Source organism: Pacificibacter marinus (assembly GCF_900109555.1).
In the GTDB taxonomy this organism is placed as follows: Bacteria; Pseudomonadota; Alphaproteobacteria; order Rhodobacterales; family Rhodobacteraceae; genus Celeribacter; species Celeribacter marinus_C.
This window is the reverse complement of the sequence record NZ_FNZV01000012.1, coordinates 48861-73576: the sequence shown is the minus strand read 5'-3', so window position 1 is coordinate 73576 and position 24716 is coordinate 48861. Positions and strand designations below refer to the sequence as shown.

Below are 24716 nucleotides of genomic sequence, written 5' to 3'. Positions count from 1 at the left end.
TAAACTTGCGCAGTGCGCAGCATCAAAGTACAGGATCAAAGCCAAACCGAGGACGCCATGCACAAAGATTTGTCACACCTGACCGCAGCCTTGCTGCACGCCGCAAAGACACACGGGGCCGACGCAGCTGACGCCATTGCGGTGACGGGCACATCGGTATCGATAGATGTGCGCGCAGGCGTGCTTGAACACGCCGAGCGATCAGAAGGCGTCGACATTGGACTGCGCGTATTTGTAGGACAAAAGCAGGCTTGCGTCTCTGCCTCTGACGTGCGCAACGAAACGATCGAAACCATCGCCGAGCGCGCTGTGGCGATGGCAAAATTGTCTCCCGATGATCCCTACATTGGACTGGCCGAGGCAAATCAACTCGCGACTGATCGCGATTGCAGCGCATTGGAAATGTTCGACCCGACAGATGAGCCCGCCGCAGCCGATCTTGAAGACGACGCACGGCGCGCCGAAGCCGCCGCGCTTGAAAACGACGGAATTTCACAAGTTCAAAGTGCATCAGCTGGATATGGACGCAGACAGGTTCACTTGGCAGCAACCAACGGATTTTCTGGTGGATATGAACGATCAGATCGCGGCCTGAGCTGTGTTGCGATTGCGGGCGCAGGTTCAAATATGGAGCGTGACTATTTTGGCGACAGTCGGATTTTTCAAGCCGATCTGATGAGTCCCGAAGACATTGGCAACCGTGCCGCACAAAATACATTGTCCCGTGTTGGCGCACGCAAACCCAAGACAGGAACGTTTCCTGTGCTGTTTGACGAACGCATTTCATCGACCCTGCTTGGGCATCTTTTGGCCGCCGTCAATGGTGGCGCAATTGCGCGTGGGTCCAGTTGGCTGCGTGACAGTCTGAACGAACAGGTTTTGCCCACAAACTTGAACATCACTGAACAACCGCACCGCAAGCGCACCTCAGGTTCGCGCCTGTTTGATGCCGAGGGCCTGCCCACACGTGAACGCGCCATCGTTGAAAATGGTATCTTGATGGGATGGACGTTGGACTTGGCCACCGCTCGTCAACTTGGGCAAACCAGCACATCAAACGCATCGCGCGGGGTCAGCTCTCCACCATCGCCGTCGCCCACAAATGTGTCCATGACACAAGGTGACCGTTCCCGAGATGCTCTGATCAAAGATATGGGCACTGGGCTTTTGGTCACATCCATGATCGGGTCATCCATCAATCCGACAACCGGCGATTACTCACGTGGCGCATCTGGGTTTTGGGTTGAGAACGGCGAAATCACATATCCCGTGAACGAATGCACAATCGCTGGTAATTTGCGGGACATGTTGAAAAGCATTATTCCAGCCAATGACGCTCGCATGCATTTGAGCCGCGTTGTTCCATCGCTTTTGGTTGAAGGCATGACCATTGCCGGTGCTTAACGATCTGGACCTTTTGATAAAAGCGGCGCAGGCGGCGGGTGAAATTGCACGCCCTTTTTGGCGTAAACACCCGAAAATATGGGATAAAGGCGATGGTGCTGGCCCCGTGACCGAAGCGGACCTTGCCGTTGATAAAATGCTGCATGACACGCTTTTAACCGCGCGCCCTTCCTATGGGTGGCTGTCTGAAGAAACCACTGACACCGATACCCGATTGTCGAAAGAGCATGTTTTTATTGTAGACCCGATAGATGGCACTCGCAGTTTTATTGAGGGCGACCACAACTGGGCGCACTCATTGGCGGTTGTAGAAAACGGCGAAGTGGTTGCAGCCGTCGTGTATTTACCAATGCGCAAACGCCTATTTGCCGCGCAAAAGGGTCTTGGAGCCACACTCAATGGTGCCCCCCTTAAAACAAGCACAATGCAAGAGCTTGATGGGGCGCGCTTGCTCACGGCACGTCACAATCTAGTCCCGCAATTCTGGCAAAATGGATGCCCCGATTTCGTACAAAAATTTCGTCCATCTTTGGCCTACCGCATGTCTTTGGTGGCCGAAGGGCGCTTTGATGCGATGCTGTCATTGCGCAACACGTGGGAATGGGATGTTGCGGCCGGCACGTTGATAGCAAATGAGGCTGGCGCTCAGGTCACAGACCGCAACGGGGATGCGCCGGTGTTCAACCAAAGCACCCCCGCTTTTGATGGGTTCATCGCGGCAAATCCCGTGCTTGCATCCAGTATCGCCGCACGGCTTATGCGAAAAACTTAGACCGCCTCAGAATACTCTTTCATATCCTCCGCAACAGCTTGGATCATCGATGTGGTGATATCAGGATCAGCGGCATGCACACGCGACCAGTTGGGAATAAAAGGCGTCTCCATAGGATTGTCCAAAAACACCTGCCCTGCTCGCATGATATTTGACGCAAACAATTCGACTGTTTTCTCTTCCACGTGGCGGTCCACATGCAGCCCATTCATTTGCGCGTCGTTGAAATAGGTTTCGATCAAATCCAACGCATCGCGAAAATAGGTTGCCTTGATTGAGCGGAAAATCTCTTCGGAGAACACCGTGCCATCCGCCGCCAACTTGCGGTACAGCGCTTTACAAATATCGACAGACATCCGCGATAGGCCTGCGGTGGCGTCTTCTTCGGACAAGTCTTGATGCTTGTGATCATAACGATCTGACACTTCAACCTGACAGACAGAACGCGGCGACAGATTACGCCATGCTTCTGACAAAAGCCCGATTTCCAGACCCCAATCGGACGGAATACGCATATCTGGCAAGATAGATGTGCGCATCGCAAACTCACCCGCAAGCGGATAGCGAAAGTCCGAAATAAAGTCCAAATACTCGCGCGGACCCAAAACTTTTGCCATTGCGCTTAAAATCGGCGCAACCAAAAGCCGCGACACGCGCCCGTTGAGTTTCCCGTCGGCCACCCGCGGATAGAACCCTTTGGACATCTGATATGGGAACCGCGGATTGGTCACAGGATATACCAAACGCGCCAACATATCGGCACTATAGGTCAGCACATCGCAGTCATGCACCGCAACCACTGCACTGTCGGCTTGCGCAATCGTGTAGCCCATGCAGAACCAAACATTGCGACCTTTTCCCGGTTCACTAGGGGACAGTTTCAGCTCTGTCAAACGTGCGTCTACTTGGGATAATCTTGGACCATCGTTCCACAAAACAACATGATCCGCTTTGAGTTTGGAAAAGAATTTCAACGCATATCTATACTGTTCTTCGGTGGCGCGATCGAGTCCGATGACGATCCGATGAATAAAATCAACCTTGTTCAACTCATCAATGATGTCCGGCAAAGCTTCGCCTTCCAATTCAGAAAACAACGAGGGCAAAATCAACGTGATTTTACGCGTGGAGGTAAAGGCTTCCAGTTCACGCACCAGCGCATCCGGTTGATTGACGCGCAGATTGTGTAACGTGGCGACATGCCCGCCTTGGTGAAAATCTGCCATAGTCTATTCCTTTTCTTCGTACATTTTTTCGAGACGCGCGAGCACCTCGATGTTCCAACCTTGGGGGCCTGCCAAAGTTGTTCTGATAATGGGCTGCGCGGCCTCTGCTGCAAGCGTTGGTATACTTGGGCCATGTGTATTTGAGATGATGACCCCAAAGTCGGCGGCGCATATCATTTCGACATCATTGGGTGCATCGCCCAGTGCCATAGTCGCTGGTTTAGGGTCGAAATTTACGGTGATCTGCGCCATCCAATCCGCTTTTGTTGCACCAAAAGACAGCGTCAAATACCGCCCGCCGCGCCGTGCAGAGATACCTTGTTCAGCCAGTATTTTCAAAAATTGATCCAGTTGTGCATCTGTGCCGGACCACACACCAGGTTCGGAAAATTGGCGTTGCTGTGCGGCCTTAGCTTGCTTCACCGGCAAGCCCGTCATCTGTGCACAGTGTTCAGGGCTCCAATCAGAAAACCCTGCAAAACACGTTCGTAAATCAGACGACATCTGCGACAAGGCTTGCGCGATTTGGGAATGTTGCGACGCGTCTTGCGTGGGTTGCGCAAAGGCAGGCAACAGACCCGCACCATTTTCCACAATGGCAGGGCAATGCTCAAATCCAAGCTCTTGTCTAAGATCAACCATTTCAAATGCAGTCTTTGAACTTGCAAGGATCAAAGGCACCCCAAGCGATTTCATCAACGTTAACGCAGGTTGCGCAGGGGTCCATGTATAAGTGTCGTGATCAAGCAAAGTGCCATCAAGATCTGTAAAGACGATGAGTTTCGTGGGGGTGTTAAATGCCTTGGTCATATATCAATGATGAGCTTAGCTTTGGAGAAAGGACAACAGCCATCGCCTATTTTTTTCGCACAAAACCCATATAGCTTATTTTTTAATCAACCTCACCGTGCCGCTTGACCATACACCGCATATGACTAGGGTGCGGCTTAGATCCTCATACGGAGAGAACAATGACACAACGTTTGCATTTGGTGTTTGGCGGCGAATTGGTCGACCCATCAACAACAACTTTCCGAAACGTAGACGACATTCATGTGGTCGGCATTTTCCCAGACTACGCCACAGCGCATTCCGCATGGAAAGCTGAAGCCCAGCGCACCGTGGACAACGCTCATATGCGCTATTTCATTGCGCACCTGCACCGCCTGCGCGACGAAGAAGCTGGCACGTCTTCCACTGAAGAGCTTGGGAAATAAGGGGTAGGCCACATGGCCAGACCGCTTTCTCTCATTGCGTATGCGGCCTTTTCATCTCGCTCTGAAACGGCTGTTCAAGCTTTGCTTGAGCAACAGCTGGCGGCTGGCGCTGTAGCGCAGGCCGAAGCATTTCAGCGCCTTGCTCAGAATGCACCAACACGACCAAAAGGTAGTGTGATTTGGCTAAATGCAGGCTCGCCGCGCGCAATTGCCTCTGCGATCGAATTGTTTCGACGTCTAAAGGATGAGCGGCCTGATCTTAGCGGGATTTTGACCACGACGCTTAAATCCCCCCTGCCCCATGTGCTTCCTGACGATCTTTATATGGCGCACGCCCCCGATGAACGGCTGTCTATAGTGCGGCGTTTCTTGGACCACTGGGCACCAAATTGCTTGGTTTGGGTCGGCGGTGCCTTTCGTCCTGCATTGATCGAACAAGTGCAAGCGCGTGGAATCCCGTCTATTTCATGCGATGCACCTGATGGGGCATACGCGCTAGACATCCCGCAAACCATTCCAGGATTACGGGTTGCGGCGTTAGGCATGTTCGAACATGTTTTCGTTGGACGTGCCGCCAATGCAGCCCTGTGGCGGCGTGCAGGATTGAGCATAGACAGCATCGAAGTGCTCGGACATTTGGAAGAGGGCGGCAGAGCCCCCACCGTGAACGAAGCCGAACTGGACGCCCTTTCTCAAGAGATAGGCATACGCCCCGCTTGGTTTGCAGCCCACATCACGGTTGGCGAAATTAATGACGTGATATGCGCCCATAAAACTGCTTTACGCCGTGCCCATCGATTGCTTTTAATCATCTCAACCGACAGCAATGACGCAGCATCCCAAATTGAAATGTACTGCGCCGAAATAGGCTTAAACGCTATAACGCGCACAAGCGCAGCTCAAATTTCAGAAGCTGTGCAAGTTTTGATCGTCTCAAACGCATCCGAAGACGGTCTATGGTATCGGTTAGCACCCGTATCATTCCTAGGCCACTCTCTCACCAATAGTGGCGGCTGCGATCCCTACCCCGCTGCGACTTTCGGATCGGCCATTGTACATGGACCTAACGTTGCAAATCATACCAGCAGCTATGATCGATTTTTAGCCGCAAGCGCTGCGCGCCGCATCAAGGCAGGAACGCAGCTTGGCGAAGCAATCACTGAACTTTTAGCCCCTGATACCGCGGCTCTTATGGCCAGCGCCGCATGGCAAGTTTGCTCTGAAGGTGCCGAAGTTACAGACCGCGTGGCCGAGTTAATACACGAAATTTTAGACCTGCGCGAAGGGATGCCTTCATGAACCCGCCCCTGTTTTGGCACAAGCCCCCAAACGCCGCGGGTTGGAAGGCCCATGCTCTAGTACCTCTCGCACGGCTTTACGCCTGGGGCACAGCACGGCGCGTTGCGCAACCCGGCTTCAAAGCGTCCGTGCCTGTGATCTGTATTGGCAACATCAACGCTGGCGGTACGGGCAAAACGCCCACCGTCATTGCGCTGGTACAAAAACTGCAAGCCATGGGGAAAACCGTTCACGTTGTCTCACGGGGCTACGGCGGCAAATTGACTGGCCCCATTCGCGTTGTTGAGCGCACGCACAGCGCAGGCGATGTCGGGGATGAACCTTTGTTGATCTCTGCTTTTGCCCCCGTTTGGGTGGCCAAAGATCGTGCTCTTGGGGTTAAGGCCGCGCAAGAAAATGGTGCCGATGTTATTTTATTGGATGACGGGATGCAGAACCCATCCGTCATCAAAGACGTAACATTCGTAATTGTAGATGCTCATCGCGGCTTTGGAAATGGGCGTGTCATGCCTGCGGGACCGTTGCGCGAACCTGTTGATGTCGGCCTAAAGCGTGGTGACATTGTCATCTCTATTGGCGATCAGGATGCGCAAAATCGGTTTGATACCACATGGGGCGACCACATATCTCTGCCACGCGTTCAAGCCAGCCTGTCAGTGATTGAAACCGGTATGGACTGGGCCGGTCTGCGCGCTTTGGCATTTGCAGGCATTGGGCACCCTGAAAAATTCTTTGCGACGCTCGAAACGCTTGGCGCCACATTGGTGCGGGCTGAACCGCTGCGAGACCATCAACCTTTGTCACTAGCCTTGATGAAACGGCTTGAAATCGAAGCCGCAACCTTGGACGCTCAAATGGTCACAACGGAAAAAGACGCAGTGCGATTGCCCCGCGCCTTTCAAATGAAAGTGCTAACGCTACCAGTGCGCCTAACAATTCAAGATGAGACCCCAATCGACGCCATATTGGCGAAGATTGGGATCACTTAGTGCTTAAGCTTCTAAAAGAGCATCAAGCTTTTGAGCCAAATCATCATAAGACATATTGGAGTTTTTCTCGCCATTGATGATCAATGTCGGCGTACCGCTTACGTCGTACTCGGCCACTTCTCTTTCGAATTTCGCAACCATCGCTTGCGCCATAGCACCGTCGTTCATGCATGCATCAAGGTCGGCATCCGACAGACCGGCTTTCTTGCCAATGGTGCGTAGGTTTTCAACGATTTCCATCGCATCTTTACCACCAGCAATCCAATCTTGTTGCTGCTCATACAGCATGCCTTGAATACCAAAGTACCGCAGATCACCACCGCAGCGTGCAACCATAGCAGCCCAAAGACCGTATTTATCGAAATAAACTTCGCGGTACACAAAGCGCACTTTGCCAGTGTCGATGTAGTTTTCTTTGAGTTGCTCAAACACAGTCGCATGAAAATTAGCACAGTGCGGACAGGTGTAAGATGCGTATTCAATCAACTCGATTGGGGCATCAGCTTCGCCCATCACCAAGTCTTTCACCATAGACGTATCAACATCAGCCGCGTCTTGGGCGCTTGCAGGCTCGACTAGAAAATCAGTAACCTGAGGCTTTGAAGTGTATATGTACGCCCCCCCAACACCGAGTGCGGCAAGAGCTGTGGTCATCATAAAATTACGTCTGTTCATCGGTCTACCTTTTTCAGTGTATTGTCGGCACGGTGCAAAAAGCTGCTGGCCAATTTTTCAAGCGCACGGCGCAAGTTTTCATCCTGCGCCCCTGCGGACAACTCATGCGCTTCGGCCAAAACTTTTGGGCTTGGCTGGCTGCGCGGCTTTTCTTTCACATGTTCAAACTGCACCCGACCTTCAGAGAAACCAGTGGGCGCTGTTTGGGTGATATGAATACGACTGATCGCACTGTACCCGTAAACGGCATTCACCCGATCTTGGATCTTGGGCAGCTCAGCTTGCAACATCGGGGCATAAGAGCCTGTGGTCAAAAGCACCAAAGTCGCCCCAAAACCACCCTTGGCATAGCTCACCTTAATAGGTCGTGCCATAGACGCCGTGCTTTCACCCACGATTTCAACCCAATGGGTCAAAAGGCGCATCTCGGAAAACCCACGCGTTTCGGTCGCCTGACGAATGCGCGACTGCAAAAGACCCGAAGTCATTTCGAATCCCTTTTTGCGTCGCTTTATTCCAGCGGCCGGCGTCTTTTTCTGTGTGGCTTTTGCTTTACGCATCTGGTGTATCCAATCTCAAGCTCTATTCTAACTTGAGGGCCAAGCGTTACCAGACAAAACCCGATGACGCGCACTAAAGATTACGTGACGGAGTGAAACACGAGATGAATCATGGGGAATTGGCCACGTCTTTGCTTGCTTGGTACGATAAAAGTGCGCGTGAAATGCCGTGGCGTGTGGGGCCTGCGCAACGCAAAGCTGGAATCAAGCCTGACCCATACCGAATCTGGCTATCAGAAGTGATGCTACAACAAACCACCGTAGCGGCCGTAAAAAAGTATTTTGAACGTTTCACGTCTCTTTGGCCCACCGTAAATGATCTTGCCGCAGCACCTGATGATCAAGTCATGGGTGAATGGGCGGGCCTTGGGTATTACGCCCGTGCGCGCAACCTTTTAAAATGCGCCCGCGTGGTCGCCACCGATCATGGCGGGATTTTCCCACAAGATCGCAAAACACTTTTGTCACTGCCCGGCATCGGGCCTTATACAGCCGCATCCGTCGCCTCGATTGCTTTTGATCTGCCTGAAACTGTGGTGGATGGAAACGTCGAACGCGTGATGTCGCGACTGCATAACGTGCATGACCCGCTGCCCCTATCGAAACCTCAGCTGACCGATTTGGCAACACGCACCACACCAAAAAAACGTGCGGGCGATTATGCGCAAGCGATCATGGATTTGGGCGCGACCATTTGCACACCCAAGTCCCCTGCGTGCGGTATTTGCCCGTGGTTTGCGCCCTGTATTGCACGCACAAAAGGCACGGCTGCGGAGTTGCCAAAAAAGGTAGCGAAACCAGTTAAACCCACGCGCAAAGGGTTTGCCTATATCGCACGAACCCCTTCAAAAGCTTGGATATTAGAACGGCGTCCTGAAAAAGGATTACTGGGCGGTATGCTTGGCTGGCCCGGATCACAGTGGGCGACAGAGGCACAACATGAACCACCGTTTGATGCAGACTGGACAGAGCTGGGTGAGATCAAACACACCTTCACGCATTTCCATCTTTTCTTGCGCGTGATGGTCGCGTCAGACATCCAAAATATATCAGAATCCCATATCACATTAGGGGCCAACGAATTTAAATCTTCGGATTTGCCAACAGTCATGCGAAAAGTATTCGATATAGCGCAACCCAATTTTACGGATTGATATATACTGTGCGCATCACGGCCAGATGCAAGGAATTTAGCGATGAATATGTCCACGATTTGCACCCGTAATGCACTGCCATTTTGGTTGTCGCTTGGCGTTGTACCCTTGCTTTGGATTGGCGCTTTGCACGGTGGCTGGATGACCTTTTTGGTGCCAATCTACGCTTGGTATTTGTTTTCAATTCTCGACCGTCTTTTGGGCATGAACACCGACAATCCTGATCCCGATACGCCAGACAGTGAACTTAGCCTTTATCGGCTCGTCACGTTGATCTGGTTTCCGGTTCAATTCGTGATGATTTATGGGTTGATCTACTTCGTCACCCATACGGATCACCTGTCGCGCACAGAGATCATTGTGCTGTTCTTTAGCCTTGGCGTGTCCTCTGGCACAATCGGCATAGTCTATGCCCATGAGCTTTTGCATCAGGGCAATAAACTAGAGCGCTGGCTTGGGGATTTACTATTGGCATCAGTGCTTTATTCGCATTTTCGGACCGAACATTTACTGGTGCATCACAAGCATGTCGGCACACGGCGCGATGCGGTGACGGCGCTATACAATGAAGGATTTCATCACTTTTTCTGGCGTGTTCTGTATGAGGGGCCTATGTCTGCTTGGGCTGCGGAAAAGGCGCTTTTGGCACGGCGCGACTTGCCTGCCTTGCACCCGCGCAACCCACATTTTCGCTATTGGATATTGCAACTTTGCATGTTGATTTTGGCCGTATTACTTGGCGGAACAGCCGGATTTTTCCTATTTATTTGGCAGGCTTTCATTGCCGTTTGGCAGCTTGAATTGACCAATTATGTGGAACATTACGGCCTCACGCGCAGGCACCTTGGCGACGGAAAATATGAGCATGTTCAACCACATCACAGTTGGAATGCGGCGCAGATGGCGACCAATTGGTTGTTGATCAATTTGCAGCGCCATTCCGATCATCATTACAAGCCAGATCGTCGTTTCCCGCTACTGCAAAACTATTCCGAAGATGACGCGCCGCAGTTGCCCTATGGCTATCCTGTGATGACGTTTGCGGCCATGGTGCCGCCTTTGTGGCGACGCGTTATGAACCCGCGTGTCAAAGAATGGCGTAAGCAGTACTACCCTGATATTGCTACATTTAAAGACTGGGAGCCCTACAAACAGGGCACCAATCCCCTGCCCCGATTATAAAAGTACGCCCATAAAAAAGCCCCGCCATAAGGCGGGGCAAGGAGGATGCCGTGGAAGTCAGACCACAGGCATCAGGCGGTAACTTTTTGTGCGCAAACAGGGCGCAACCCTGCCCAAAAGGGCGGTCTGCGATCCGTCTGTTTGGCATATGCTATATGTATGGCAACTGTATGCTAACTGTCGGGCAGATCTAACCGACCCCCTTTTACGGAGGATCGATCAAACCAAATTGTTGGAAAGTGCCCTTAGTTCATTTCCGCGCGAATTTGCTGACGTAGCAAATCGATTGGCACGTTTTGTCCATCGCGCTTGTAGGTCCAATAGGTCCAACCATTACAGCTGGGCGCGCCTTCAAGATGCGCCCCAACTTGGTGGATAGACCCTTTGACATCATTGCCCACGAGCGTGCCATCGGCGCGCACTTTGGCTTTATGACGACCATTCAAAGACGACAGTTCTTCGCCAGGGCGCAACATGCCGCGTTCGACCAATTGGCCGAAAGGCACACGTGGCTCGGCACGTTTCGATGTTGAGACTTTCAAAGCCTCGCTGTCGAATTTGCGGATGGATTTAAGACGCTTTTCAGCAACCTTGCGGTATTTTTCTTCGCGCTCGATGCCGATGTAATCACGGCCAAGCATTTTCGCGACGGCGCCCGTGGTGCCTGTGCCAAAGAATGGATCAAGCACAACATCACCGGGGTTGGTGGTCGCGATCAAAAGACGGTGCAAAAGGCTTTGTGGTTTTTGCGTTGGATGGGCTTTGTCGCCATCTTCGTTTTTCAAACGCTCGCCGCCGTTGCAGATTGGCAAAACCCAATCAGAGCGCATTTGAATGCCTTCGTTGAGGGCTTTCAGCGCTTCGTAATTAAAGGTGTATTTCGCGCCTTCGTTTTTCGAAGCCCAGATCAGCGTTTCATGCGCATTGGTAAAGCGCTTGCCGCGGAAGTTTGGCATCGGGTTTGATTTGCGCCACACAACGTCGTTGAGCAACCAATAGCCTTGGTTTTGCAATTCCGCGCCAAGGCGGAACACGTTGTGGTAAGAACCGATCACCCAGATCGCGCCATTCGGTTTGAGAAGGCGACGCGCGGCTGCAAGCCATTCACGGGTGAAATCGTCATAAACTTTAAAGCTGTCGAATTGGTCCCAAGAGTCGTCAACCGCGTCAACTTTGGAATTGTCAGGGCGATGCAAATCGCCGCGCAATTGCAGGTTATAGGGCGGATCAGCAAAGATCAGGTCAACGGAGCCTTCGGGAAGACTGTTCATCGCCTCGATGCAATCACCGGACATAATAGTATTGAGCGGAAGCACGGGTGCTTCCTTGCGTGTATTTTTAGTCATGTTCTGCCTCACAGAAACGCCCTTACGAGCGATATAGTCGCACCATTTTTGGTGTCGTTTTGTAAGGCCTAAGATGATTCATCCGGGATTCGAGGTCAATTTCTTTATTGAATCAAGGTGTTATAAAAATGCTTGCTACAACATCTTGTGTATAGGTTTGAACGAACGTCTATGGTGTGGGGTCACACCGAATTTGGCCAAGCCTTCCAAGTGCAGTTTGGTGCCGTAACCTGCGTTCTTTTCCCATCCATAACCGGGGTACTGTTGCGCCAAATCCACCATCAGCCGATCACGCCATGTTTTTGCAACAATAGAGGCGGCAGAAATCGACAAAGATCGCGCATCGCCTTTGACAATCGCTTCGGCATTCCCCCCGAACGCAGCGGGGATTTTATTGCCATCGACCAAAACATAGTCCGCTTGGGTTTTCAGGCCTGCCACGGCACGTTCCATCGCACGTAAAGAGGCTTGTAAAATATTGATCTCGTCGATTTCTTCGACGGAACAGGACGCAATAGAGACATCTGCGACTGCAAGAATTTGATCATACAGAGCCTCGCGCCGTTTTGCGGTCAACTTTTTAGAATCATTCATCCCCTCGGGAATGCGATTCGGATCGAGCCACACAGCGGCAGCCACAACAGGGCCGGACAGCGGGCCACGGCCCACTTCGTCAACGCCAACAATACGAGAATAACCGCGACCCGCGGCCGCCGTTTCGAAAGAAAAATCAGGTGTATATATCATACCCCCTGTGAAAGCGGATGCGCGGCACAAGGGCAAGGAGAATCATAAAAAGGGCGGGTGGAACGCATGAACCACCCGCCAAGTGACGCGAGACATGGGGACATGACGCACGCGTATTCTATTTCAATTTAGCGCAAAGACCCTTTGCCGTGGTATCCGCCTTTGCCGTCAGATTGTGTAACGCGGTATCCGAAGTTGTTGAGGCACCCGACGTCATAGGCATCTGCGCGGCCACGTTTGGTGCGCACCACTGTTTCGCAGGCACGTGGCAATGCCACGGCAGAGCGGCGATTTTTCATCACGCAGTTTTCCATGGCGACGGTTTGCAGACGATTTCGGTTGCCTTGCACGCTGACCACGCAACTGCTGGGGATATCGAAAGACGAGCGACGATCAACGCGGGGCGTGTTGTGGCGATCGTGCTGAGATTTGACAGGGGCTGCTTTGGATTTAGAGGAATGGTTTTCGATCGCTTTGCCAACCACAAACAAGGTCAAGAGCCCGCCAATGGCGCGGGCCACGTCAGCATCACCAGCCCGTGCGGGGGCGACGGAGAGACCAGAGATGGCCAAGGACAAAGCCACCAGACCTGCGGCGAATTTCGGTGTACGTTTCTTTGACGTGTGGATTGAAGTCTTCATGAGACATCCTTTCTTGTTGCTGGCACCGCACAGATTGGAACCGTGCAGAGTGTCGATGGAACAGGAATGGATCACAGGGACGATGCCGCACAATATCAGCGAAATGATATCGCTTATCAGCGGCGCACGCGGTCTTTGATATTGAATAACATTGGTGAATTGCGCAGAGTTCAAGCATGACACACACACGCGCATTCCCCCGTATTTTGGCCACAGCACTGGCGTTAGCTTTTGTGCCGATGGCCAGCCACGCTGCCTGTTATGCTGAATACAAAGCAAAGCGGGACAACCCTTTGAAACTGCATTACGGTATAGCCAAACTGAGTGATGCCCAATGCACCAAGAGTGCGGCTCAAGCTGCATTGACACCGCGCCTTGCGGCTGATGGTTGGGTGTTTTTATCAATTGTCGGCTTTGTCGATGAGACTGATTTGCAAGGAAAAAAAGAAAGTGCTGGAGCCTATTTCCTCCGTTACTGAGAGCCATAAATCTGGGCGCGTTTTGACGCTTGGGATTGTGGCTATTGTGTTGATTTTGCTTATTGCTGCGGGGCTTTTGTTTGCCAATTTACCCGATGCCAATGCTTTCAATGCGCGGGTTGAAACGATCTTTGTTGAGAACGACAATCTGACATCAAACGCTGAGATCAAGCTGTTGGAAATTCTGGCGCAATCGGGCACTGCGTTTTCCGATACGTTGACCAGTTACCGCGTTGTCATCTTTGTGTTGATGTTGTTTGCCACGGCTTTGCTGGTGGCGTCTTTGGTGTTTTTGTTGACGATTTTAGGTCTCAACCGACGCATGTCAGAGATTGAAAAGCAGGGTATTCAAATTTCATCTTTGTTGATTTCGCGTGCTGAAAATACGGTCTACCTTAACAACATGGAATTCAAACTGACCGGCGCGGCGATTGAAACGCTGTGCGTTTTGGCCGAAGCGCGTTTGGACGATGATGTGCTCAGCGGGGCCGAGATTGAAGGCGTTGTGTCTGGGCGAAATGCTGTTGACTGTGATGAAGCTGCGGGTGCGACGCGCATCAAACGATTGCGCGATACACTTGGAAACCAAATGATGAGTGAACTCTTGGTTAAGAACATTGCACGCAAAGGCTACATGCTGTCTGTGCCGCGCGATGTGATTAAAATGGTCTAACGCACAACGCATTCTCAAGCGACACGCACGACAGGATTTAGTCCACCACCTCAGCCGCCAAGAAAACTGCACATAATGGTGATCCCGACTGGATTCGAACCAGTAACCTGCCCCTTAGGAGGGGGCTGCTCTATCCAGTTGAGCCACGGGACCACGCGCGCCCTGTTTAGCGCTGAGGGATACAGAAACACAATATCTGTCTGACGTGATTAAAAACACGCGAACATGGCAATCGCATTAAATGTCTTGGGAATAAGGTAAGGGGGAGCGAATTTGGCCCACCACTCCCCCTCTAAATCCGAGACCGCACTGAGAGTTAGAGAGCTTGCAGGACGATTCGGATGTTATTTTAGAGCAAAACCAATGATTTCGCCCTGTTAGCGTTAACATAGCGGTTTCGTGTCGCGTGGACAAGGCTGATTTTCCATGTATTGTTGCGCGCGTATCTAGCAGTGAAAGCACGCATACTATGACGCAAACGCCCGTTCGCCCCATTCCCAAACGCCCCCTGACACTGCGAGACGTTTCTGAGGTCTCTGGGGTTTCTGAAATGACCGTAAGCCGCGTGTTACGCAATCGCGGGGATGTGTCTGAAGCGACTCGTGAAAAGGTGCTTAAAGCGGCCCGCGATCTTGGCTATGTGCCCAATAAAATTGCAGGGGCGCTGGCGTCATCTCGGGTCAATCTGGTTGCTGTGATCATCCCATCGCTGTCGAATATGGTGTTCCCCGAAGTGATGACCGGAATTTCGGAAATTCTGGACGACACCGAATTGCAGCCAGTCGTTGGCGTGACCCATTACAAACCAGAGCGCGAAGAAGCCGTGCTGTACGAAATGCTGTCGTGGCGTCCCTCTGGCGTGATTATCGCGGGACTTGAACACACGGAAGCCGCCAAAGCGATGTTGGGGGCCGCGGGCATTCCGATTGTTGAGATTATGGATACTGACGGTGTCGCGATTGACGCTGTCGTTGGAATTTCGCATCGCCGCGCTGGGCGCAAAATGGCGCAGGCGATTGTGGATGCAGGATATAAAAAGATCGGTTTTCTTGGCACAAAGATGCCGCTTGATCACCGTGCACGCAAACGGTTTGAGGGTTTTACAGAAGCACTTGCCAAAGCGGGTTTGGAAGTTGCAGATCAAGAATTTTACTCTGGCGGGTCCGCGCTGGCCAAGGGCCGCGAGATGACCGAAACCATTTTAAACCGCACCCCTGATTTGGATTTTCTCTATTATTCAAATGACATGATTGGGGCTGGTGGACTGCTGTACTGTCTGGACAACGGCATCGATGTGCCTGGCCAGATTGGATTGGCGGGCTTTAACGGCATTGAATTTTTGGACGGCTTGCCGCGCCAATTGGCGACAATGGATGCCTGCCGCGTTGAAATTGGCCGCGCTGCCGCACAGATTATTGTGGACCGCGCCTCTGATCCTGCTGCTGTCGGCAAAGAAGTGGTATCGCTTGATCCGTCTTTGGATTTTGGCGACACGCTTAAACGGATTAAAAAGGTCTAAGAGCATTCCAGCATTGGCATCAGGGCCTGAAATTCGGGTTCCTACAATTGATGCTTATGTAATTTGGTGTACCAACTGGAAACACCCGCCCGAACAGCGTATGTATCACTAGAAATTTGAGCCAGAGGTTCAATACGTCTCAAGCGAATACGAAAGTTAGAAAAATGCCCCATTACAAATCCCGCCGCTCCACCCACGGTCGCAACATGGCAGGGGCCCGTGGTCTCTGGCGTGCCACAGGTATGAAAGATGGTGATTTCGGCAAGCCGATCATCGCGGTTGTGAACTCATTCACGCAATTTGTACCTGGTCACGTGCACCTGAAAGACCTTGGTCAAATGGTCGCCCGCGAGATCGAAGACGCTGGTGGCGTGGCGAAAGAATTTAACACGATTGCTGTGGATGACGGCATCGCGATGGGCCATGATGGGATGCTCTATTCCCTGCCCTCACGCGAATTGATCGCCGATTCTGTTGAATACATGGTCAACGCGCATTGTGCTGATGCGATGGTGTGTATTTCCAACTGCGATAAAATCACCCCCGGTATGATGATGGCCGCGATGCGCCTGAACATTCCGGTGATTTTCGTATCAGGTGGCCCGATGGAAGCTGGTAAAGTGACCATCGATGATCTTGAGATGAAAGTCGATTTGGTTGACGCGATGGTTGCCGCCGCTGATGACAGGTTCACCGATGCGCAAGTCAAAGACATTGAAGAGAACGCCTGCCCGACCTGCGGGTCCTGTTCTGGGATGTTCACGGCCAACTCAATGAACTGTTTGGCCGAGGCACTTGGTCTGGCATTGCCGGGCAACGGATCTACGCTGGCGACGCACGTCGATCGCAAACGCTTGTTCTTGGAAGCGGGTCGCAAGATCGTTGAGATCACCAAAGCGCATTACGAAGACGAAAAGCCCGGCCTTTTGCCACGCGACATCGCCAGCTTTGAAGCGTTCGAGAATGCTATGTCTTTGGACATCGCGATGGGCGGGTCGACCAACACAGTGTTGCACCTTTTGGCCATCGCACATGAGGGCGGTGTGGACTTTACCATGGCTGACATGGACCGTCTGTCACGCAAAGTGCCGTGCCTGTGTAAAGTTGCGCCAAATACAATCAACGTGCACATGGAAGACATCCACCGTGCGGGCGGGATTTTTGGCATCTTGGGCGAATTGCACCGCGGCGGTTTGTTGCACGGTGATGTGCCGACTGTTCATTCGGATTCGATGGCACAAGCAATTTCCAAATGGGACATCAAAGTCGCCAACACACCCGAAACCAATTCGTTCTATCGCGCAGCCCCCGGAGGCGTACGCACCACACAGGCATTCTCGACAGACAACCGCTACAAAGAGCTGGATGACGACCGCCAGAATGGTGTTGTGCGCTCAGTCAAAAACGCATTTTCAAAGGATGGCGGCTTGGCCGTTTTGTACGGCAACATCGCTGAACACGGCTGCATCGTAAAAACGGCTGGCGTGGATGAAAGCAATCTTGTGTTCCACGGCAAAGCCCACGTGTTCGACAGCCAAGACGACGCTGTGCAAGGCATTTTGACTCGCAAGGTCGAGTCTGGCGATGTGGTTGTGATTCGGTTTGAAGGTCCGCAAGGCGGCCCTGGCATGCAAGAAATGTTGTACCCAACGTCTTATTTGAAATCCAAAGGCTTGGGCAAAAAATGTGCTTTGCTCACAGACGGGCGATTCTCAGGCGGGACATCTGGCCTATCGATTGGTCACGTGTCACCAGAAGCGGCAGAGGGCGGCTTGATTGGCTTGATCCAAAATGGCGATCCGATTGAAATCGACATTCCAAACCGCAAAATCCACTTGGCCATCCCAGACGCCGAGATTGCCAAACGTCGCGAAGCTGCTGGTCCACTGCCATGGAAACCTGCTGCGGATCGTCCACGCTTTGTCTCAACGGCGCTTAAAGCCTATGCGGCCTTTGCATCGTCAGCGGCCAAGGGTGCTGTGCGTATTTTGCCTGACGACGCATAAATCTGTCACGATACATTAAAATCAAACAAACCGTTTTGCGCCGTCCCTTATTGGGGCGGCGTTTTTTATAGCTCAGGGCAGTGTGATGACGTGGGAATGGAAGTCATGAAATGAATTCTGAAATGTCAGGGACTTAAAACAAAAAAACGCCCAAGGGGCGTCTTTTTAAAAACCACATCTAAAAGAAGAAGTGGTGAGCCCTGATGGGTTCGAACCATCGACCTACTGATTAAAAGTCAGTTGCTCTACCGGCTGAGCTAAGGGCCCACTTCTTAGTGGTGGGGCGGATTTACCGTCACACACTGGGGGCGTCAAGCACAAAACCGAGATTATCTTTTAAAAGATGTCACTAAGGTTTATATGCCCGCTTATGCACAATGAACCAAACCCTACCCGCTCGCCCATCTCAAAGCTTTCTTTCCTGAAAATGCATGGGCTTGGCAATGATTTCGTCATTATCGATTCGCGTGGACGCGACGCGCAGATTACCCCTGCGCTGGCCAAAGCTATTGGTGATCGCAATCGTGGCGTGGGATTTGATCAGCTTGCCGAGATTCGCACATCTGAAAGTGCCGACATTGATTTGGACTTTTGGAACAACGATGGATCGCGTGCAGGTGCTTGTGGCAACGCCACCCGATGTGTCGCGCGCCTTATGATGGATGAGACTGGCAAAGACACAATTCTCATCCGCACCGAACGCGGACTGTTGCAGGCTGAGCGCGCGGGCACCGAAGTCTCTGTGAACATGGGGCTTCCGATTCTGGAATGGGACCAAGTGCCATTGGCGGCCAACGTCGATGTTGAACACTTGCCTCTTGCGGGAGATCCTGTGGCTGTTGGCATGGGAAATCCGCATGCCGTGTTTTTTGTGAACGACATCACAGACATTGATTTGCCCACTCAAGGCGCCACGATTGAACATGATCCGCTGTTTCCTGAACGTACCAATGTGGAATTTGCCGAAGTGCGCAGCCGCAGTGAGATTCGGATGCGCGTATGGGAACGTGGTGCGGGCATCACGCTGGCTTGTGGCTCTGGTGCCTGTGCGACGGTGGTTGCGGCGTCGTTGCGTGGTCTCACAGACAAATCCGTGCGGATGGAAGTGGACGGGGGCTGGCTTGCCCTAGAGTGGCGCGATGATGGCGTCTGGATGACAGGCCCGACCACGCTTGTGTTTGCGGGCGAATTTGACGCCACATTTTTGGAGCAGGTCTAATGTCTGCCAATGCCCCTATTTTTGCGACACTTGGCTGTCGTCTGAACGCCTATGAAACCGAGGCGATGAAAGAACTGGCAGCAAGCGCTGGCGTGCAAGACGCTGTTGTGGTCAACACCTGCGCTGTGACGGCCGAAGCTGTGCGCAAAGCCCGCCAAGAGATTCGCAAGTTAAAGCGCGAAAATCCTGAGGCGAGAATTATTGTCACGGGATGTGCCGCGCAAACCGAACCTGCGACCTTTTCCAGCATGGATGAGGTCGATGTGGTCATTGGCAACACCGAGAAAATGCAAGCCGACACATGGAACGCCATGGGGCCGAATTTCATTGGCGAGACTGAGCGCGTGCAGGTTGACGACATTATGTCAGTCACTGAAACCGCAGGGCATTTGATTGATGGCTTTGGCACGCGGTCCCGCGCCTATGTTCAGGTGCAAAACGGCTGTGATCACCGCTGTACGTTTTGCATCATTCCCTATGGTCGCGGCAATTCGCGGTCTGTGCCTGCGGGCGTTGTGGTCGATCAAATCAAACGTCTGGTGGACAAAGGCTATAATGAGGTCGTGCTCACTGGGGTTGATTTGACGTCATGGGGCGCTGATTTGCCTGCCGAGCCACATTTGGGTGATTTGGTCATGCGGATCTTAAAACTGATCCCTGATTTGCCACGCCTGCGCATTTCATCGATTGATTCGATTGAAGCCGATGACGCGTTGATGCAAGCCATCGCCACCGAGCCCCGTTTGATGCCGCATTTGCACCTATCACTTCAGCATGGCGATGATTTGATTCTCAAACGTATGGCGCGCCGTCATTTGCGCGATGATGCGATTAAATTTTGTGAAGACGCGAAAAAATTGCGCCCCGACATGACCTTTGGCGCTGATATTATTGCAGGGTTTCCAACGGAGACTAACGCGCATTTCGAAAACTCGATCAAACTTGTGTCTGAGTGCGATCTAACGTGGCTGCATGTGTTTCCCTATTCCAAACGCGAGGGTACGCCAGCTGCCAAAATCCCAACTCAGGTGAATGGCAACATTATCAAAGACCGCGCAGCACGATTGCGCGCGGCGGGCGATGCACAGGTGCAAAAGCATTTGCAGGCGCAAATCGGGCGCACACATCATATTTTGATGGAAAATCCGAACATGGGCCGCACCGAACAATTCACCGAAGTGCGCTTTGAAACCGCTCAAACTGAGGGAGCCTTGGTCACGGCCAAAATCCTAGGCCTCAACGGCACACAGTTGGTTGCATGACCCACGACACCTTGGCCATGCCCGTTTTGTATAACTTTCGCCGCTGTCCGTATGCCATGCGAGCACGATTGGCGTTGCTCAGTGCGGGAATCACCGTTGAAGTGCGCGAGATTATTTTACGCGACAAGCCAGCACATATGCTTGAATTGTCTCCAAAAGGCACCGTGCCTGTGCTTTGGCTTGGGGATCGCGTGATTGACGAGAGCCGTGATATTATGGACTGGGCGCTTGGGCAAAACGATCCTGATGGATGGTTGAATATGCCGTCTGAGGGCGCTGCGTGGATCGCCAAGATTGAAGGCCCGTTCAAAAACGCGCTGGACCGCTACAAATATGCGACTCGGTTTGAAAATATTGATGCAAAAGTCGAACGTGGCATCGCGCGGGAAATTTTAGGGACCGTCGACGCACAGTTGCGTCAGCGCAAATGGCTGTTTGGGGACCGACCTTGTTTGGCTGATATGGCGACGATCACATTCGTACGTCAATTCGCCAATGTGGACCGCAGCTGGTTTGACGCCGAGCCGTGGGACGGTGTCAAAAGATGGCTTGAACAGTTCTTAGACAGTCAGATGTTCGCAGATATCATGGGGAAATACCCCCTTTGGCACGCAGGCGCTGCTGTGCAGACGTTCCCCAAATCGCTTGATCTGACACATTTTTAGGCAAAGCCTTTTAGAATAAGAATCCCAAACCAATGTTCAAAGCATTGGTGATCACGTTGGTTTCAAAAGAACCACCATTGTCCAAATCGACATCATTCATAGAATAGGTGCCCTGATATTCCGCAAAGGCGGACCATTTTTCATTGACCTCATAGTTCACGCCTGCCGTTGCGCGCACGGCAGGGCCGGTGATTTGGTAGCCATAGGTATGGACGCCACCTGCAGCCTGAATATCGGCATGCGGCATGGCAAACCCGACACCACCCCCAACATAAGGCGTGACTTTATCACCCCATTGCCTAGGCCAGCGGCGCATGGCGTTGATCGTGATGATATTCAAACCATCGGTGAACTCGAACCGATCATAACCGTTGGCAGCTAAGGTCGAATCATCTGCGTAAACTTTGGCGTGGGTGAATTCAGCCCCCCAACCAAAGGTATCAGACGTCCAGAGAATGGCGCGCACACCGTAATAAGGTGGGGCGACAAAACTATTACCGTCCCATCCAGCTGTGAACTCATCAGTCCACGTTGCCTCAGGATCGTTGCCCTCGACAGAGGAATGGGGCGCAGTTTGGTAACCAGTGTAAAAAGAAAGCTCTGTTTCCGCCTGCGCGCCGACACATGGAAAGATCAAAAGGCTGGCCAAAACAACATTCAAAGTGAATCGGGTCATGCGTCCATCTCTGCGAATAAGGAACACTGCATCGTTTCTTGTTTCATCGTAATCGCTCCAGTTTAGTGCTTCAAGCCACTCAAAGGTCGCATGAACTGTGGTGCCGCGACAACGCGCCCCTATATGAAACCGATTGTATGCTGGACGTGAGACGAGTCCGCAGCTAAAAGCGCCTCAGAAGGGCTCCGGGAAACTGTGGCCTTTGCATGCATTGGCCGGATGACCGGCTTGAGACAATGGAGAATTGCTCGTGTCCCACGCAGACGAACACGTAGGCAACCGCCGCGACTTTTTGTACTACGCCACAGCTGGCGCTGGTGCTGTCGCCACGGGCGCCGCAGTATGGCCGCTGGTCAATCAAATGAACCCCTCAGCTGATGTTAAGGCGCTTGCCTCTATTCGCGTTGACATAGGTGATATCGAAGTTGGCACGCAGCTGACGGTCAAATGGCGCGGCAAGCCCGTATTCATTCGCCGCCGCACGCAAGACGAAATCGACGCCGCACGCGCCGTTGATTTGGCCGACCTGATCGATGACAGAGCTGAAAATGACAACGTCGCAGCTGACTCAGACGCCTCAGACGCAAACCGGACGCTGGACGAAAACGGCGAATGGTTGGTGATGATGGGCGTGTGTACGCACCTTGGGTGTGTACCGCTTGGCGATGGCGCTGGCGACTTTGGTGGTTGGTTCTGCCCATGTCACGGCTCTCACTACGACACCGCTGGCCGCATTCGCAAAGGTCCAGCTCCACGCAACCTGCCTGTTCCAGTAGCCGCCTTTGATGGCGACACTGAAATCGTATTGGGCTGAGGGAGAAACTGATGTCTGGTATTCCGCACGACCACTACGAACCTAAAACAGGTATCGAAAAGTGGATCAACGGCCGTCTTCCTATTATTGGCCTTGTTCACGCGACGCTCACTGCGCCGACACCAAAAAACCTAAACTGGATGTGGATCTGGGGCATTGTCCTTGCGTTCTGTCTGGTTTTGCAAATCGTCACCGGTATCGTTCTGGTGATGCATTACACGCCACATGTCGACATGGCGTTTGCCTCTGTTGAACACATCATGCGTGACGTGAACGGCGGCCATATGCTGCGTTACTTGCACGCAAACGGCGCGTCTTTGTTTTTCATCGCTGTGTATCTGCACATTTTCCGCGGTCTTTACTATGGCTCATACAAAGCCCCGCGCGAAATCACATGGATCATCGGCATGCTCATTTATCTCTTGATGATGGCAACTGGTTTCTTAGGCTACGTTTTGCCTTGGGGTCAGATGTCATTTTGGGGAGCGACTGTGATCACCGGCTTGTTCGGCGCGATCCCATTCGTGGGCGAAGCCTTGCAGACGTTCCTTTTGGGCGGACCTGCTGTTGATAACGCCACGCTGAACCGCTTTTTCTCGCTGCACTATTTGCTGCCCTTCGTGATTGCCGGCCTTGTGATTGTTCACATCTGGGCGTTCCACCACACAGGCAACAACAACCCAACAGGTGTTGAAGTGCGTCGCGGCTCTGTCAAAGAAGCCAAGAAAGACACACTGCCATTCTGGCCATACTTCGTGATCAAAGATCTCTTTGCACTTGGCGTTGTCTTGGTCGTGTTCTTTGCGGTCGTTGGCTTTATGCCGAACTACCTTGGCCACCCAGACAACTACATCCCTGCCAACCCACTTTCGACGCCTTCACACATCGTTCCTGAATGGTACTACTTGCCGTTCTACGCGATCTTGCGTGCGTTCACTGCGGATGTTTGGGCTGTTCAGTTTGTGTCCTTCCTCACAGGCGGCATCGTTGATGCGAAATTCTTTGGTGTGCTTGCGATGTTCGGTGCGATCTTTGTCATGGCTCTTGTGCCTTGGCTCGACACATCGTCAGTACGTTCAGGTAAATACCGCCCCATGTTCAAATGGTGGTTTGCCCTGCTTGCAATCGACTTTGTCGTTTTGATGTGGGTTGGCGCGCGTGACACTGAGTTCCCACATGACTGGATCTCATTGATCGGTGCGACATACTGGTTTGCTTACTTCTTGGTAATCCTGCCGCTTTTGGGCGTATTCGAAAAACCATTGCCACTGCCAGCGACCATCGAAGATGACTTCGTTGCTCACTACCCTGGCGCTGCCAAAGACTCGGCAGAGTGAGAAAGGACTTAGGAATTATGTTTAAGAAACTTACTCTCTCCGCATTTGTTGCACTGGCGCTGAGCGCTGGTGGAGCAATGGCAGCCGGCGACGCAGGTCACACACATGATGTGGACTTCAGCTTCGAAGGCCCGTTTGGCAAATTCGACCAAAACCAACTTCAACGTGGTTTGCAGATCTACACTGAAGTTTGTTCTGCCTGTCACGGCCTAAAGCACGTACCAATTCGTACACTTGCAGATGAAGGCGGGCCACACCTGCCAGAAGATCAAGTGCGTGCTTACGCCACTCAGTTCGATATCTATGATGCAGAATTGGACGATGATCGCCCTAGAAAACCAGCTGACTTTTTCCCAGAATCGTCATTGTCCAACGCACCTGACTTGTCTTTGATGGCAAAGGCGCGCGCGGGCTTTCACGGTCCAATGGGCACAGGCATCAGCCAGTTCCTCAACGGCATCGGCGGCCCTGAGTACATCGTCTCAATTCTCACTGGTTACACCGGTGAAGAAAAAGAGTCCGCAGGCACGACATTCTACGAAAACACCGCCTTTCCTGGTGGCTGGATCGCTATGGCGCCCCCGCTTTACGGTGAAGACGTTGAATTCGCAGATGGCCATTCCAACGAACTGCACCACGAATCGGAAGATGTTGCATCTTTCTTGATGTGGACAGCAGAGCCAAAAATGATGGCGCGTAAACAAGCAGGCTTTATCGCCGTTACAATGCTGATTTTGCTCACTGTCTTGCTGTACCTCACAAACAAGAAATTGTGGGCACCGCACAAAGGCAAAAAGTTCGATCTGTAAATTTACAGACGATCAAAGACAAAAGGCGCTCCTTGCGGGGCGCCT

25 protein-coding genes and 2 tRNA genes are annotated in these 24716 nt (G+C 52.3%); 17 read left to right on the top strand and 10 right to left on the bottom strand.

Translation table 11 applies throughout. The features are described from left to right. Positions 1-57 precede the first annotated feature (57 nt). On the top strand, positions 58-1404 hold the full coding sequence (locus BM025_RS14565) for a TldD/PmbA family protein (RefSeq protein ID WP_085850322.1): 1347 nt from the start codon (positions 58-60) through the stop codon (positions 1402-1404). Then, a complete protein-coding gene (locus BM025_RS14560; RefSeq protein ID WP_306455995.1) occupies positions 1397-2176 on the top strand; it encodes an inositol monophosphatase family protein in 780 nt (259 codons plus the stop codon). The genes BM025_RS14565 and BM025_RS14560 overlap by 8 nt, the downstream gene beginning before the upstream one ends. On the opposite strand, the gene BM025_RS14555 is transcribed toward BM025_RS14560, so the two are convergent. After that, positions 2173-3402 (bottom strand): glycosyltransferase family protein, encoded by a 1230-nt coding sequence (locus BM025_RS14555; protein WP_085850261.1) that lies wholly within the window; start codon positions 3400-3402, stop codon positions 2173-2175. The two genes, BM025_RS14560 and BM025_RS14555, sit on opposite strands and share 4 nt — an antisense overlap. Before the next feature lie 3 nt (positions 3403-3405). Then, positions 3406-4212 carry an HAD-IIB family hydrolase gene (locus BM025_RS14550; protein ID WP_085850260.1) on the bottom strand — a complete coding sequence of 269 codons (807 nt, stop codon included), beginning with the start codon at positions 4210-4212 and terminating at the stop codon, positions 3406-3408. 161 nt (positions 4213-4373) lie between these two features. Between BM025_RS14550 and BM025_RS14545 the strand changes: the two genes are divergently transcribed. From BM025_RS14545 to lpxK, 3 genes are read left to right on the top strand one after another with little or no spacing between them, the layout of a single operon-like run. Then, complete coding sequence (locus BM025_RS14545) at positions 4374-4619, top strand: DUF4170 domain-containing protein (protein ID WP_085850259.1); 246 nt, start codon at positions 4374-4376, stop codon at positions 4617-4619. A 12-nt stretch (positions 4620-4631) separates the two neighbouring features. After that, positions 4632-5918: a 3-deoxy-D-manno-octulosonic acid transferase gene (locus BM025_RS14540; protein ID WP_085850258.1), complete on the top strand. Its 1287-nt coding sequence runs from the start codon at positions 4632-4634 to the stop codon at positions 5916-5918. After that, entirely contained in the window at positions 5915-6907 is a 993-nt protein-coding gene (lpxK, locus tag BM025_RS14535) for a tetraacyldisaccharide 4'-kinase (protein ID WP_085850257.1), read from the top strand. The genes BM025_RS14540 and lpxK overlap by 4 nt, the downstream gene beginning before the upstream one ends. Positions 6908-6910: 3 nt before the next feature. Here lpxK and BM025_RS14530 read toward each other — a convergent pair whose 3' ends face one another. Together BM025_RS14530 and BM025_RS14525 are read right to left on the bottom strand one after the other, a co-directional pair. Beyond that, positions 6911-7582, bottom strand: coding sequence for a DsbA family protein (locus BM025_RS14530; protein WP_085850256.1), 672 nt, complete (start codon positions 7580-7582; stop codon positions 6911-6913). After that, complete coding sequence (locus tag BM025_RS14525; RefSeq protein ID WP_244515786.1) at positions 7579-8070, bottom strand: DUF721 domain-containing protein; 492 nt, start codon at positions 8068-8070, stop codon at positions 7579-7581. The genes BM025_RS14530 and BM025_RS14525 overlap by 4 nt, the downstream gene beginning before the upstream one ends. Before the next feature lie 176 nt (positions 8071-8246). On the opposite strand from BM025_RS14525, the gene mutY reads away from it, so the two are divergent. Then, positions 8247-9296, top strand: a complete 1050-nt coding sequence (gene mutY, locus BM025_RS14520) for an A/G-specific adenine glycosylase (RefSeq protein WP_085850254.1) — start codon at positions 8247-8249, stop codon at positions 9294-9296. Between the two features lie 42 nt (positions 9297-9338). Next, positions 9339-10478 carry an alkane 1-monooxygenase gene (locus BM025_RS14515; protein ID WP_085850253.1) on the top strand — a complete coding sequence of 380 codons (1140 nt, stop codon included), beginning with the start codon at positions 9339-9341 and terminating at the stop codon, positions 10476-10478. Positions 10479-10723: 245 nt separating this feature from the next. Here BM025_RS14515 and BM025_RS14510 read toward each other — a convergent pair whose 3' ends face one another. The 3 genes from BM025_RS14510 to BM025_RS14500 form a co-directional block, all read right to left on the bottom strand. Then, the gene (locus tag BM025_RS14510) at positions 10724-11824 is read right to left on the bottom strand and encodes a site-specific DNA-methyltransferase (protein ID WP_085850252.1); all 1101 of its coding nucleotides are present in this window, start codon (positions 11822-11824) and stop codon (positions 10724-10726) included. 135 nt (positions 11825-11959) lie between these two features. Beyond that, on the bottom strand, positions 11960-12571 hold the full coding sequence (locus tag BM025_RS14505; RefSeq protein WP_085850251.1) for a ribonuclease HII: 612 nt from the start codon (positions 12569-12571) through the stop codon (positions 11960-11962). Positions 12572-12699: 128 nt separating this feature from the next. Next, positions 12700-13212 (bottom strand): hypothetical protein, encoded by a 513-nt coding sequence (locus BM025_RS14500; RefSeq protein WP_085850250.1) that lies wholly within the window; start codon positions 13210-13212, stop codon positions 12700-12702. A gap of 176 nt (positions 13213-13388) precedes the next feature. On the opposite strand from BM025_RS14500, the gene BM025_RS14495 reads away from it, so the two are divergent. Together BM025_RS14495 and BM025_RS14490 are read left to right on the top strand one after the other, a co-directional pair. After that, a complete protein-coding gene (locus tag BM025_RS14495) occupies positions 13389-13691 on the top strand; it encodes a hypothetical protein (RefSeq protein ID WP_085850249.1) in 303 nt (100 codons plus the stop codon). Further along, complete coding sequence (locus BM025_RS14490) at positions 13663-14364, top strand: winged helix-turn-helix domain-containing protein (RefSeq protein ID WP_085850248.1); 702 nt, start codon at positions 13663-13665, stop codon at positions 14362-14364. Before BM025_RS14495 ends, BM025_RS14490 begins: the two co-directional genes overlap by 29 nt. Positions 14365-14440: 76 nt before the next feature. On the opposite strand, the gene BM025_RS14485 is transcribed toward BM025_RS14490, so the two are convergent. Beyond that, positions 14441-14517 (bottom strand) — tRNA-Arg (locus tag BM025_RS14485). Between the two features lie 316 nt (positions 14518-14833). Here BM025_RS14485 and BM025_RS14480 point away from each other — a divergent pair. Together BM025_RS14480 and ilvD are read left to right on the top strand one after the other, a co-directional pair. Beyond that, positions 14834-15883 carry a LacI family DNA-binding transcriptional regulator gene (locus BM025_RS14480; RefSeq protein WP_085850247.1) on the top strand — a complete coding sequence of 350 codons (1050 nt, stop codon included), beginning with the start codon at positions 14834-14836 and terminating at the stop codon, positions 15881-15883. 164 nt (positions 15884-16047) lie between these two features. After that, the gene (gene ilvD / locus BM025_RS14475) at positions 16048-17889 is read left to right on the top strand and encodes a dihydroxy-acid dehydratase (protein ID WP_085850246.1); all 1842 of its coding nucleotides are present in this window, start codon (positions 16048-16050) and stop codon (positions 17887-17889) included. Positions 17890-18080: 191 nt separating this feature from the next. Here the strand turns inward: ilvD and BM025_RS14470 are convergent. Beyond that, positions 18081-18156: transfer RNA gene (locus tag BM025_RS14470), tRNA-Lys, on the bottom strand. Positions 18157-18259: 103 nt separating this feature from the next. On the opposite strand from BM025_RS14470, the gene dapF reads away from it, so the two are divergent. The 3 genes from dapF to BM025_RS14455 are packed head-to-tail and all read left to right on the top strand — an operon-like array spanning position 18260 to position 21035. Further along, entirely contained in the window at positions 18260-19108 is an 849-nt protein-coding gene (gene dapF, locus BM025_RS14465; protein WP_085850245.1) for a diaminopimelate epimerase, read from the top strand. Continuing rightward, entirely contained in the window at positions 19108-20370 is a 1263-nt protein-coding gene (mtaB, locus tag BM025_RS14460; protein ID WP_085850244.1) for a tRNA (N(6)-L-threonylcarbamoyladenosine(37)-C(2))-methylthiotransferase MtaB, read from the top strand. Before dapF ends, mtaB begins: the two co-directional genes overlap by 1 nt. After that, positions 20367-21035 carry a glutathione S-transferase gene (locus BM025_RS14455; RefSeq protein ID WP_085850243.1) on the top strand — a complete coding sequence of 223 codons (669 nt, stop codon included), beginning with the start codon at positions 20367-20369 and terminating at the stop codon, positions 21033-21035. The genes mtaB and BM025_RS14455 overlap by 4 nt, the downstream gene beginning before the upstream one ends. Before the next feature lie 10 nt (positions 21036-21045). Here the strand turns inward: BM025_RS14455 and BM025_RS14450 are convergent, their stop codons facing one another. After that, positions 21046-21711, bottom strand: coding sequence for an outer membrane protein (locus BM025_RS14450; RefSeq protein ID WP_085850242.1), 666 nt, complete (start codon positions 21709-21711; stop codon positions 21046-21048). 250 nt (positions 21712-21961) lie between these two features. On the opposite strand from BM025_RS14450, the gene petA reads away from it, so the two are divergent. From petA to BM025_RS14435, 3 genes are read left to right on the top strand one after another with little or no spacing between them, the layout of a single operon-like run. Then, positions 21962-22525, top strand: a complete 564-nt coding sequence (gene petA / locus BM025_RS14445) for a ubiquinol-cytochrome c reductase iron-sulfur subunit (protein ID WP_085850241.1) — start codon at positions 21962-21964, stop codon at positions 22523-22525. An 11-nt stretch (positions 22526-22536) separates the two neighbouring features. Continuing rightward, entirely contained in the window at positions 22537-23862 is a 1326-nt protein-coding gene (gene petB, locus BM025_RS14440; RefSeq protein ID WP_085850240.1) for a cytochrome b, read from the top strand. 17 nt (positions 23863-23879) lie between these two features. After that, positions 23880-24671: a cytochrome c1 gene (locus tag BM025_RS14435; protein WP_085850239.1), complete on the top strand. Its 792-nt coding sequence runs from the start codon at positions 23880-23882 to the stop codon at positions 24669-24671. The last annotated feature ends 45 nt before the right edge of the window (positions 24672-24716 follow it).

What these genes read in the sequence shown, in the direction of transcription:
- BM025_RS14565 (WP_085850322.1), top strand. Translation starts at nt 58, where the DNA reads ATGCACAAAGATTTGTCACACCTGACCGCAGCCTTGCTGCACGCCGCA.
- BM025_RS14555 (WP_085850261.1), bottom strand. Translation starts at nt 3,402, where the DNA reads ATGGCAGATTTTCACCAAGGCGGGCATGTCGCCACGTTACACAATCTG.
- BM025_RS14550 (WP_085850260.1), bottom strand. Translation starts at nt 4,212, where the DNA reads ATGACCAAGGCATTTAACACCCCCACGAAACTCATCGTCTTTACAGAT.
- BM025_RS14545 (WP_085850259.1), top strand. Translation starts at nt 4,374, where the DNA reads ATGACACAACGTTTGCATTTGGTGTTTGGCGGCGAATTGGTCGACCCA.
- BM025_RS14540 (WP_085850258.1), top strand. Translation starts at nt 4,632, where the DNA reads ATGGCCAGACCGCTTTCTCTCATTGCGTATGCGGCCTTTTCATCTCGC.
- lpxK (WP_085850257.1), top strand. Translation starts at nt 5,915, where the DNA reads ATGAACCCGCCCCTGTTTTGGCACAAGCCCCCAAACGCCGCGGGTTGG.
- BM025_RS14530 (WP_085850256.1), bottom strand. Translation starts at nt 7,582, where the DNA reads ATGAACAGACGTAATTTTATGATGACCACAGCTCTTGCCGCACTCGGT.
- BM025_RS14525 (WP_244515786.1), bottom strand. Translation starts at nt 8,070, where the DNA reads ATGACTTCGGGTCTTTTGCAGTCGCGCATTCGTCAGGCGACCGAAACG.
- mutY (WP_085850254.1), top strand. Translation starts at nt 8,247, where the DNA reads ATGAATCATGGGGAATTGGCCACGTCTTTGCTTGCTTGGTACGATAAA.
- BM025_RS14515 (WP_085850253.1), top strand. Translation starts at nt 9,339, where the DNA reads ATGAATATGTCCACGATTTGCACCCGTAATGCACTGCCATTTTGGTTG.
- BM025_RS14510 (WP_085850252.1), bottom strand. Translation starts at nt 11,824, where the DNA reads ATGACTAAAAATACACGCAAGGAAGCACCCGTGCTTCCGCTCAATACT.
- BM025_RS14505 (WP_085850251.1), bottom strand. Translation starts at nt 12,571, where the DNA reads ATGATATATACACCTGATTTTTCTTTCGAAACGGCGGCCGCGGGTCGC.
- BM025_RS14500 (WP_085850250.1), bottom strand. Translation starts at nt 13,212, where the DNA reads ATGAAGACTTCAATCCACACGTCAAAGAAACGTACACCGAAATTCGCC.
- BM025_RS14495 (WP_085850249.1), top strand. Translation starts at nt 13,389, where the DNA reads ATGACACACACACGCGCATTCCCCCGTATTTTGGCCACAGCACTGGCG.
- BM025_RS14480 (WP_085850247.1), top strand. Translation starts at nt 14,834, where the DNA reads ATGACGCAAACGCCCGTTCGCCCCATTCCCAAACGCCCCCTGACACTG.
- ilvD (WP_085850246.1), top strand. Translation starts at nt 16,048, where the DNA reads ATGCCCCATTACAAATCCCGCCGCTCCACCCACGGTCGCAACATGGCA.
- dapF (WP_085850245.1), top strand. Translation starts at nt 18,260, where the DNA reads ATGCACAATGAACCAAACCCTACCCGCTCGCCCATCTCAAAGCTTTCT.
- mtaB (WP_085850244.1), top strand. Translation starts at nt 19,108, where the DNA reads ATGTCTGCCAATGCCCCTATTTTTGCGACACTTGGCTGTCGTCTGAAC.
- BM025_RS14455 (WP_085850243.1), top strand. Translation starts at nt 20,367, where the DNA reads ATGACCCACGACACCTTGGCCATGCCCGTTTTGTATAACTTTCGCCGC.
- BM025_RS14450 (WP_085850242.1), bottom strand. Translation starts at nt 21,711, where the DNA reads ATGACCCGATTCACTTTGAATGTTGTTTTGGCCAGCCTTTTGATCTTT.
- petB (WP_085850240.1), top strand. Translation starts at nt 22,537, where the DNA reads ATGTCTGGTATTCCGCACGACCACTACGAACCTAAAACAGGTATCGAA.
- BM025_RS14435 (WP_085850239.1), top strand. Translation starts at nt 23,880, where the DNA reads ATGTTTAAGAAACTTACTCTCTCCGCATTTGTTGCACTGGCGCTGAGC.